A 9445-nucleotide genomic window follows, 5' to 3' on the forward strand; every position below is an offset into this window, starting at 1 on the left:
AGCATCTCTCCTGCAATGGTAAATGAATTACTACCCCACGCGAGATGCTTCGGCTGCGCGGACGCCAGATGAGCATGACGGCCTATTTTGCCCTGCGCCAATCCAGCCCTTGATTCAGCCCTTAGTACAGGACGTCTTCCACTGGTTCCATCTTGGGCGGCAAGTCGGTTTCGCCGAGCAGCTCCTTCAAGTCGATTTCGATGCTGCGGCAGATGGAGGTCATCGGCACGTCGTTGATGAGGTTGTCGAAGGGGTTTTCGCTGGTGTGGCCCACCACCTCGATGGTGTTGAACACGCCCGACACCAGCACGGCAAACGGCACCATCAGCCAGATGTGGCCGGGGCCCATCTTCGAAAATTCGGCCACCAGGCCCAGCGGCAGCACGACGGCAAACACCCACACAAACAGGAAGCTGTAGAAGGCGTATTGCCGCGGAAACGGCGTGTTTTTGATGCGCTCGCAGCCGCCCTGGGCGTTGAACATGTCCTGAATGGTGTCCATCAGGGCCACGTGGCGAAATTCGGTGAGCAGGCCGCGCTGGTGCAGCTGGCGCAGCTCGTTGCTCTGCTGGCGCAGCAAGTGGGTGGGCGGGTTGCTCATCTGGCGCACGTCGGCGTCCTCGGTGGGGTCGAGGAAGGGGGCCACGTCGGAGTCCCACCGCTCGGCGGTTTGGCGGCGCAGGTGCAGGCGCAGGGCGTTTACCCAGGCTATTTGGCGGTAGAGCAGGCGGTGGTGCAGGTCGCGGATGTCCTCCGAGTCGGGCAGGCGGTCGCCGGGCAGGGGCTCCACGAAGTGAAATACGCGAATGGACCAGGTCCGGCTCACGTTCACGATGGTGCCCCACAGCTGCCGCCCCTCCCAAAACCGGTCGTAGCTGCCGTTGCTCTTGAAGCCGATGAAGAAGGCCACGGCCGTGCCCAGCGTGGCCACGCCGCCCCACGGAATGTCAATCCAATGGAAGCCGCCGTACTCGTACAGCAGGCAGATAATGGAGTCGTAGATGGTGAACAGCAGCAAGCTGCGCCACACCAGCCGCCACACCACTTTAAAACGAATGTTCTTCCTGACGTACATGCAAATAGAAAAGGACGGGTTCGGCCCGGCTGCACTAACTCCAAACGCACGCTCGAGGTTCGGCGCGCCTCAGCTCGCCACCGCGGCAATGCACTTTAACTCGATGGCAATGGGCGTGGGCAGGCAGTTGATTTCGAGCGTGGTGCGGCAGGGCTGGGCCGTGGCGAAGTACTCGGCGTAGAGGCGGTTGTAGACCGGAAAGTCGTCCTTCATGTTGGTCAGGAAAACCGTGACGTCGACCAGGTCGTCCCACTCCGCGCCGGCCTCCTCCAGTATGTAGCGCACGTTCTGAAACACGGCGCGGCACTGGCTTTCAAAATCATACTTCAGAATGTTGCCGGCCGCGTCCAGCTCCACGCCGGGGATGGCTTTCTGGCCACGCTGGCGCGGGCCCACGCCGGAAAGAAACAGCAGGTTGCCGGCGCGGCGGGTGTAGGGATAGGCGCCCACGGGCTCGGGGGCGCGGGAGGGGGGCTGGTTCATGGCAAAAAAGCGGGCGGGTGAAAAGTAAACTGCGCCAAAGAACGTCAGCCCTAACGAATCGGGCCGATACTGGCAAGGTTTTTAGCGGCGCGGCGTAGTGAAATGCCGTTCTTTGCATTCGCAGTTTTCTACTTTTCTAACCGTGTTTGCTATTTTATTCCGCATGAAATTCTTGCCACTTTTAGCCCTCAGCAGTTTTATTTTCTTCGGTGCTCACGCCCAAAAGCGCAAGATGCCGCCCAAGCCCTCCGCCACCGAGGTGTACGACTCCGTGCAGCAGCCCGCCGTGCCCCTGGGCGGCACCGAGAAATACGCTCAATTCTTGGCCGAACACCAGCGCTACCCCGCCGCGGCCATGCAAAAAGGCATTCAGGGCACGGTGAAGGTGAGCTTCATTGTGGAGAAAACCGGCACCGTGAACGAGGTAAAAGTAGAAACGCCCGTGTCGCCGGAGCTGGACGCCGAAGGCATTCGCCTCATCAAAAGCGCCCCGCACTGGACGCCAGCCAAGCACCGCAACCAAGTGGTGCGCCAGCGCGTGGTGGTGCCGGTGTCGTTCGTGATGTCGCCGGGCAGCATGGCCACCGCCAGCGCTCCCGTGAAGGAACGTCCCATCACCACGTCGGCCACCGACATTGCCGCTTCGGCCAACCCCAACGCGCGGCCCGTGGTGGCGCCCGACCGCCCCACGCAGCCCGTGGGCGGCACCCAGGTCTTTTTCGACTGGATTGAGAAAAACCAGAAGTACCCGCTGCTGGCCCGCCAGCGCAAAATTGAGGGCAAGGTGATGGTCGAGTTCATGGTGCAAACCGATGGCAGCCTCACCGATGCCCGCGTGGTGAAACGCCTGGGTTCCGGCCTCGACGAAGAAGCCCTGCGCCTCATCAAAACCGCGCCGAAGTGGGAGCCCGCCTCCTTCCAAGGCAAGCCGATAAAGCAAAAGATGCTCTTGCCGGTTCTATTCCAACTGTAAGTCAACTCCCCTCCTTGCCAACCGAAGGTCAGCGTAGCTAAGGAGGGGATGTTCGAACCGAAGGTTCGGACGGGGGTGGTTGCGGGCGTTGAACGATGCCCGAACGATTCAAGACAACGAACCTAACGCGAGTCGTTCAACGACTTTAACCACCCCAGCTGCCGCTTCGCGTCAGCATTCCCTCCTTAGCTACGCTGACCTTCGGTTGGTAAGGAGGGGAGTTTGTTGTTTTTCGACTGTTTCCGCCATGACGCCCACCCTCGCCCCCGCCCCCACCCTCCTCTGGCCCCACCAAGCGCGCTACCACCGTGCCGCGCAAACCCTTGCCCACGACCTGTTTGATGCCCTCGACGACGACCTGAAGCCCCAAGTGGTGTTGCTGGCCTTGCCCATCGACCCCAACCTGCCCGCCCGCTGCCTCGAACCCGAAGACTGCGGCTTGCCCGCCGAGGCCTTTGTGGGCACCGTGGCCCGCGGCCGCGTCATTCAGAGCACCACGCCGCGGCCCTATCCTGAGCGCAGCGACGTGACCCCAGCCATGATTCGGCGCAAGCACGAGGGCATGGGCGTGCGCGATGCCGTGCAGGAAATCCTCGACATCGTGGACGAGCACGCTCCGCACCAGCACTTTGCCGGCTGGCCGGTCGAAATCAACGGCTACTTTGTGGCCACGGTGCTGCGCCTGCAGCGCAAGCCGGTACGAGCCTACCCATCGCTGCGCCCCCACCGCTTCTACACCGACGGCCGCCCGCTGGCGCCGTCGCTGCTGGTGGCGGCCATGTACCGCTTCAACGAGGAAGGCGTGAAAGCGCTGACCGAGGCCGAGCCTGGTGCCAGCATTTTTGTGCGGCCGCGCGAAAGCGAGGAACTGCTGCGCAGCGCCGGCAAAATACTGCTCGACACTCCCGCCCAGGCCCTGGGCGTCGACCCAGCCACCGTGCAACTCTTCACCACGTGCAACACCATCAGCAGCCTGCGCTATGAGGGCGCCGAGGGCGTGGGCAAGATGCTGCTGGCCCGCCGCGGCCACCCCAACATCGAAGAGATTTTTGCCCTCACCTGCCCCACCGAGCTTACCGACTACCGCGCCGTGCGCAAGCTGCTGGAGATGACCACGCCCGACGTACACTTGCTTTCCGACGGGGAGAACGTGTACGCCCTGGGCCGCCAAATCGGGCACTACGACGCCTCGCGCGAGGATTTGTTCGTCATCGACTTTGTCACGCACTATTCCTGGGAATTGCAGCACGCCGGCCACGTGCTGGTGCGCTCGCACTACGGCCTGCCCGGCCTGCCGCGCACCCGCCTCAACCGCACGGGTTTTCGGAAGGCCCTCAAGCGCACTTTCGCCCTCACCGACACGGCCAAAGTAGAGCGCCTCTGGGGCGTGGTGCTCGAGGCCAGCCACCAGAAGCACGGCACCCTCCTGGTCATCACCACCGAGGCCCTGGCCGAAGCCGACCGCCTCAAGCTGCAGTGCACGCTTATTGAGCCGGTGCCGCTCACGCCGCTCATCACCCGCCTCGTCACCAGCATCGACGGCGCCGTGCTGCTCGACCCCGAAGGCTACTGCTATTCCATTGGCGTGATTCTGGACGGCCGGGCCTCGGGCCGCGGCGACAGCACCCGCGGCGCCCGCTACAACTCGGCCCTGCGCTACGTGGAAAGCTCCGACTACCCTTGCCTGGCCGTGGTGGTGAGCGAAGACGGACTGGTGGACATCATCACCTCGGTGGAAGAGTAGACGTCATGTGCCATGACTGTTTCGAGCACGAAATCTACCGCTTCGCGTCCCAGAACGATTTTGACCTGCTCGAAACCCAGCTGCAACAAAAGCTAGCCCGGTGCCAGCTCCTCGTTTACCCCATTTCGGCGGTCCGGCAACCCTTCGAGCCCGAAAGTGGCTACCAGTGCCAGACGTGCCGGGAAAGATGGTTCCTGGCGTCGCCCGACAAGGCCTGGCGCGGCTACCTGCTCACCGCTCCGGCCGCCGAAGCCTACGTCCACCAGCTGCGTGCCAATGACACCTACCGGCGCATACTGGCCCTGGTGCTGTTCCTGCTACTTGTAGGGTGGCTGGTGTGGCAGGGCTACTATTAACCGGCGCGGCTACTTCTTGGCCCGAAACGACCAGGTAAACCGAAACACGGCCACCACGTCGCCGGCCTCATCCGTACCGGTGCTGGTGCAGTCCACGGTGCGGCCTTCGCCGGTGGCGCGGCTTTCGGCAATGGCTTGGGCAATGGCGGCCCCATCGGGGCAGGTAAAGACAATGAGGCCGACGGCTTTTTTGGTGAAATTGCCCTGCATGTTCACCACCAGCATCGACACGGGGCCGCCGGCCTGCACGTGCATCATGGCCTGCATGCCACTGGCCAATTCCGCCGCCATTGCCAAACAGGCGAAATAGATGCTGCGAAACGGATTTTGAGTCAAATACTTAAGCCGTATGCTTACCGCGGCGCCTTCGGCCGTGAGCTCGGTGAGGCGCAGGCCCGCCAGCCAGGCCATGGGGAGCTTTCGCAGCATGAACAGCCGCAGTTTAGTGGGGCTGAGGACCTGGCGACGGAAAGCGGCAGCTTGGGGAGAATCGATGGTAGCGAGCATGGGGCGGCAATTGAGTTATGCACCTTAAAGAACGTCATGCTTCGGCTACGCTCAGCATGACGTTTCGGGTTTGTGCTGAAAGAATTATTTAACTCTTTTTGTCCAACACGAGAACCACTTTGTTAAAGTTGGCGGCGGCGTTTACCACGGCACGGAAGGCTTCGAAGTCAGCCTTGGGCCAGCGCACCTGGCGGTAGTTTTCGGCCACCGTCACGGTCACGGTCTGGCCTTCCTGCACGAAGGAGGAACGGAAGTCGAAATCGGGCTTGCCGGCGTCGCCACCGGCTTTCACGTCCACGTTCAGGTCTTTGAGGTTGCGCACGGCGTAGCCGGCCGGCACGTCGAAGCGGATGGTGCGCACGTAGCGGCGGTTGTTGTCGTTTTCGACGTCGAACTGCCGCTCTTCTTTCTGATACAGTTCCGTCTGAGGCCCCAGCAGCGTGCCGATTTTGAAGAGGTAGCGGGGGCCGGCTTTGTCGAGCAGCGAAGCCGATTCGAGCTGGCTTTCGATGATAAAAGGCTTGGCCAGCGGGTTGGTACCGCGCTCCACGTTGCGCACGCCTAGCTTCTGGAAGTTGGTGGCGTCGGGCACCACCGATTTCTGCAGTTGCTGCATCAGCTCCGTGCGCTTGTCTTCCGGAATCAGGGCCCAGAAAGGCTGGATTTGCATGGCCGGGTAGCCACCCAGCGTCTGGCGCAGTTGCAGGGTGCTGTTGCTGAGGTCCGGCGAAAAAGCCACGGTCACGTCAATGTCGTGCGGGCTTTGTTCGGCCGCCAGGGCCGGAATCTCCTTCACCTTCCCCACCGCCGACTCGATGTTGCCCAAGCTCACGCCTTTAATGAACAAGCCCGAGCCCGCCGTCCATTCGGCCGGCAGCATGCCGTAGCGGTAGTCGGGCCGGCCAGGCGCCAAAAACTGGCCCGTGCCGGGGAAATACAGCGCAAAGTGGTCGAGGTAGTCCCAGGTGTCGAAGCTGCCGTCGAACGGGTTTGCCTCCCGGCCACTCGTCACCACCAGCTCGAACTCGATGCCCAACGTGCGGTAGATGGCCGCCAGCAAGTGAGTGAATCCAGCTTCCGGCGCGTTGTGGGTGGCCACCACTTGCGGCAGCGCCGGGGTGGCGCCTTCTTCGAGGTTAAAATTAAGCTTGACGTAGTTTTCGGCCGCGGCAATGCGCTCGGGCAGCGGGCCCACGGTGGGCAGCTTGGCAGCGGCCAGCACTTTGGCCACGGCTTTCACGTCGTCCTTGCTCAAGGCGGTCATGTTGCGGTAGAGAAACTGGCTGGCGTCGGCCCAGGTGAATTGCCGCACTTGGCCGCGGCTGGCCATGTAGGCCAGCTTGTATTCCACGCGGGTGCGTTGGGCCGATACGTTGGCAAATGCCTCCTCGCGCAGGGCGGGCACGGTTTTCAGCGTGAGGCGCAGGGCGCGGCGGCCCGCCATGGTGGTGTCCACTTTCGCTTCGGGGCCGTGGTACACGCGCGCTTCGAAAGTGAGCGTCTCGGGCGAAATCAATTCAAACACCACGTCGCGCGACGCGATTTCGGACTGCAGCACTTCGTTGCCGAAGTGGTTGAAGGGGCGCTCGCGGGTGTAAAAGTATTCCACTTCGCTGCCTTTTTCCACGCCGTCCACGGCAAACACCCGGAAGCCGCGGCCGCCCTCCTGGTCCTTTAGCTCTTTCATGTCGGCGGCCTTCACCTCGTGCACCTCGCCCCGCGGGCTGATGGTGCGGGCCTTGATGTCGACGGCCGCGCCGGATTCGAGCACCGGCACCACAATCTTATTGAAGCGCTCGATGCCGTCCGACGAGTTCACGCGCACAATGCGGTGCTCGGTGGCGAAGAGGCGGAAGTCTTTGCGGCCCTTGTCGTAGTAGTACTCCAGGCTGGTGAAATCGCGGAGAATGAGGGCCGGCAGCTCGGCGTCCTCCGCCGAGATGGGCAGGCGCTGGCGGCGCTTCACGTCCCAGTTGTAGCCGGCGTGAATGAGGTCGGCCGGGAGGGTTTGGGCCGGGGCCGCGGCAGCAATTAGCAGGAGAATTGCCAGGAGAAAGGGACGCATGTTATGGATAGTATAGAGTTTTCAGCAAGGAGTAAGTAGTTGAGAGCAAGATGCCGTCCGTCATGCAGAGCGCAGCGAAGCATCTCGCGTGCAGTTACTAATTAGTTGAAGCACGCGAGATGCTTCGCTGCGCTCTGCATGACCGGCTGGTTGTCACCATGACCGAAGCGGTGCTTAAGTCTTCTTTTTCTTCAGAATAACCACCTCGCGGTAGGCGTTGCCCAGCTTGCCTACCACCGAATTCCAGCTGCTAAACTGCTTGGGCTGCAGGAGCAAGTAGTTGATGTACACCTCCCGGTCCTGGATGATTTTGTCGCCTTTGCGCTCGTAGCTCACTTTGAAACCGATGGCATCGCCCTGAGCCTGCGCCGCGGGCGGCAGGTAGCTCACCTCGTAGCCGGCAGGCACCACCAATTCGGTGCGGGTGCGGGCGGTGTGGGCAAACTCGTTGTAGCGCGGCAGCTTACGGGCCACGGAGTCGATGCGGTCGGTGGCAAAGGGCCGCTCCAGGTTGAGGTTGATGTACACTTCGTCATCGACTTGCTGCACGTAATCCTGCAAGCGGTAGTCGTAGCTGATGGTCAGGGGTTGGTCGCGGGCGTCGAGGTTAGCAATGCTGTATTTGTCGACGAAGAACTTATTGTTGCCGCGCTCCAGCAGGGCCTTCACGTACTTGGTTTGGTTGGTACGGTCGAGGCCGTCAAGGCCGTAGCTCTGGTTCACTTTGGTGTACCCGGCCAGGTTCAAGCGGCCGGTACCGCGCAAGGTGGTGCCGTCGAGGGTGAGCACCGACGCGTCGTCCGTGCCGCTGCGGGCCCGGTCCATGGCCGGAATGGGCACCACCCGACTGGTTTTGGCGTCGAGACCCAGCAAGCCTTCCTTGCCCTGAATCATGGCCGAGGGCATGCCGTAGGGCGTGTGCTTGCTGGTGGCGTCGAGGAACACGTACTCGCCCGGCTTGGGCTCGTAGGTGGCAATCATGTGGTTGTCGACCCCAGGCGTGGCCAATTCGGCGTACTTGTAGGGCAGGTCGCGGGTGCCCACCCAGGTCAGGTAGGCATTCTTCACGCCGGCCAGGTGCAGCATCTCGTTGGTAAGGTGGGCCATGTCCTTGCAGTCGCCATAGCGGCGCGCATACACCAAGCCCGCGTCGTGCGGAATGAAGCCGCGCAGCCCTTGCTCAAAGGCAATGTACTTCACGTTGTCCTGCACCCAGTAGTAGATGCGGCGCACTTTGTCCTCTTCGTTTTTGGCCCCGGCCACCAGCGAGTCGACGCGGTGCTGCAAGGCGGGGCTGGGCTGCCGGTCGATGCGCTTCACGAAATCGGCGTACATGGTGTACAGCTCGGGCACGCCGGCCAGGAGCTTGCGCGGCTGGCCGGCTACCGTGGCTTCTTCCACATAAAACACGATGTGCGGCAGGTAGTAGCTGGCCTCGGGCCCGTCGGCGTCGCGGGGCGGGCTCGGCAGGTTGTCGGCCGTCCAGCGGTACACCACCTGGCTGCCTTTTTCCTCTTTGGTGTACTTGATGCCAGCGTGCTCGCCGTGGAAGGTTTTGTAGCCGATGCGCACGCCTTTGGGCGCCGTAATGGTCAGCTCGGCGTGCCGCACGGGCACGTAGGAACCCACAAAAAACGGCATCACGAAGCGGGCATCTACGTGCTTCACCGTATAGTCCGTCACGGTGCGGGCGCCGGGTGTAATGGAGGGAAAGGTAAACGACGTGGAGCGGGTGTCGTCAAAAAACACGCCCGACTGCGTCTCGAACTTTTCTTTGAAGTCGGTCACCTTCACGGTTTTGAATTTCTCGCCGTTGGGCACCATTGTGCGGGCTTCCAGTTTCTGCAAGCGACTGAAGTGGGCGCTATACACGCGGTCGTTGGCGTACATAGCCGACTGCTCGTCCAGATGCAGCATATCGGCGTGGTGCCGGGCCAGCACCTGCACCGAGTCGTTGCGGATTTCCACGGTCAAATCCTGCCGCATTTCCAGGTACACGGCTTTTTCGCCGGGGTACTGCTTCTTCATTTCGGCCACCGCCTGGCTGGGCGCCTGGGCGCTGGCGCCCACGGCCAGCAGGAAGCAGGGGAGAAGTATGGATAGTCGGTATCGCAGCATGGTATATTAATGTAAGAATATTCAACGTAACTATTTATTTCTCAGTATTTCCGCACGTTTGGTTTCTCGCGGAGGTTCGCGGAGGAAAAACGCGGAGGTCCGCAGAGGTCAGGTAGCCCAATCT

At 62.0% G+C, this 9445-nt stretch carries 8 protein-coding genes; 3 read left to right on the forward strand and 5 right to left on the reverse strand.

The genetic code is table 11. From position 1 onward, the window contains the following. Nucleotides 1-121: 121 nt before the first annotated feature. Together VF629_RS10460 and VF629_RS10465 are read right to left on the reverse strand one after the other, a co-directional pair. Nucleotides 122-1075: a bestrophin family protein gene (locus VF629_RS10460; protein WP_331058425.1), complete on the reverse strand. Its 954-nt coding sequence runs from the start codon at nucleotides 1073-1075 to the stop codon at nucleotides 122-124. Nucleotides 1076-1144: 69 nt separating this feature from the next. Next, on the reverse strand, nucleotides 1145-1558 hold the full coding sequence (locus tag VF629_RS10465) for a RidA family protein (protein ID WP_331058426.1): 414 nt from the start codon (nucleotides 1556-1558) through the stop codon (nucleotides 1145-1147). 163 nt (nucleotides 1559-1721) lie between these two features. On the opposite strand from VF629_RS10465, the gene VF629_RS10470 reads away from it, so the two are divergent. The 3 genes from VF629_RS10470 to VF629_RS10480 all read left to right on the forward strand — a co-directional run bounded on the left by VF629_RS10470 (nucleotide 1722) and on the right by VF629_RS10480 (nucleotide 4631). Next, a complete protein-coding gene (locus VF629_RS10470; protein WP_331058427.1) occupies nucleotides 1722-2531 on the forward strand; it encodes an energy transducer TonB in 810 nt (269 codons plus the stop codon). Between the two features lie 247 nt (nucleotides 2532-2778). Continuing rightward, nucleotides 2779-4275, forward strand: coding sequence for a DNA integrity scanning protein DisA nucleotide-binding domain protein (locus tag VF629_RS10475; protein WP_331058428.1), 1497 nt, complete (start codon nucleotides 2779-2781; stop codon nucleotides 4273-4275). Nucleotides 4276-4280: 5 nt separating this feature from the next. Next, nucleotides 4281-4631 carry a hypothetical protein gene (locus VF629_RS10480; protein WP_331058429.1) on the forward strand — a complete coding sequence of 117 codons (351 nt, stop codon included), beginning with the start codon at nucleotides 4281-4283 and terminating at the stop codon, nucleotides 4629-4631. A gap of 9 nt (nucleotides 4632-4640) precedes the next feature. On the opposite strand, the gene VF629_RS10485 is transcribed toward VF629_RS10480, so the two are convergent. The 3 genes from VF629_RS10485 to VF629_RS10495 all read right to left on the reverse strand — a co-directional run bounded on the left by VF629_RS10485 (nucleotide 4641) and on the right by VF629_RS10495 (nucleotide 9321). Beyond that, a complete protein-coding gene (locus VF629_RS10485) occupies nucleotides 4641-5138 on the reverse strand; it encodes a PaaI family thioesterase (RefSeq protein WP_331058430.1) in 498 nt (165 codons plus the stop codon). Nucleotides 5139-5226: 88 nt separating this feature from the next. Beyond that, the gene (locus tag VF629_RS10490) at nucleotides 5227-7203 is read right to left on the reverse strand and encodes a DUF3857 domain-containing protein (protein WP_331058431.1); all 1977 of its coding nucleotides are present in this window, start codon (nucleotides 7201-7203) and stop codon (nucleotides 5227-5229) included. Between the two features lie 174 nt (nucleotides 7204-7377). Beyond that, entirely contained in the window at nucleotides 7378-9321 is a 1944-nt protein-coding gene (locus VF629_RS10495; protein WP_331058432.1) for a DUF3857 domain-containing protein, read from the reverse strand. Between the last annotated feature and the right edge of the window lie 124 nt (nucleotides 9322-9445).

This window comes from Hymenobacter sp. (assembly GCF_036388155.1).
Taxonomy (GTDB): Bacteria; Bacteroidota; Bacteroidia; order Cytophagales; family Hymenobacteraceae; genus Hymenobacter.

Excerpts from the sequence above, each read along its gene's own strand:
- VF629_RS10495 (WP_331058432.1), bottom strand. The coding sequence starts at position 9,321 with ATGCTGCGATACCGACTATCCATACTTCTCCCCTGCTTCCTGCTGGCC.
- VF629_RS10465 (WP_331058426.1), bottom strand. The coding sequence starts at position 1,558 with ATGAACCAGCCCCCCTCCCGCGCCCCCGAGCCCGTGGGCGCCTATCCC.
- VF629_RS10470 (WP_331058427.1), top strand. The coding sequence starts at position 1,722 with ATGAAATTCTTGCCACTTTTAGCCCTCAGCAGTTTTATTTTCTTCGGT.
- VF629_RS10475 (WP_331058428.1), top strand. The coding sequence starts at position 2,779 with ATGACGCCCACCCTCGCCCCCGCCCCCACCCTCCTCTGGCCCCACCAA.
- VF629_RS10480 (WP_331058429.1), top strand. The coding sequence starts at position 4,281 with ATGTGCCATGACTGTTTCGAGCACGAAATCTACCGCTTCGCGTCCCAG.
- VF629_RS10490 (WP_331058431.1), bottom strand. The coding sequence starts at position 7,203 with ATGCGTCCCTTTCTCCTGGCAATTCTCCTGCTAATTGCTGCCGCGGCC.
- VF629_RS10460 (WP_331058425.1), bottom strand. The coding sequence starts at position 1,075 with ATGTACGTCAGGAAGAACATTCGTTTTAAAGTGGTGTGGCGGCTGGTG.
- VF629_RS10485 (WP_331058430.1), bottom strand. The coding sequence starts at position 5,138 with ATGCTCGCTACCATCGATTCTCCCCAAGCTGCCGCTTTCCGTCGCCAG.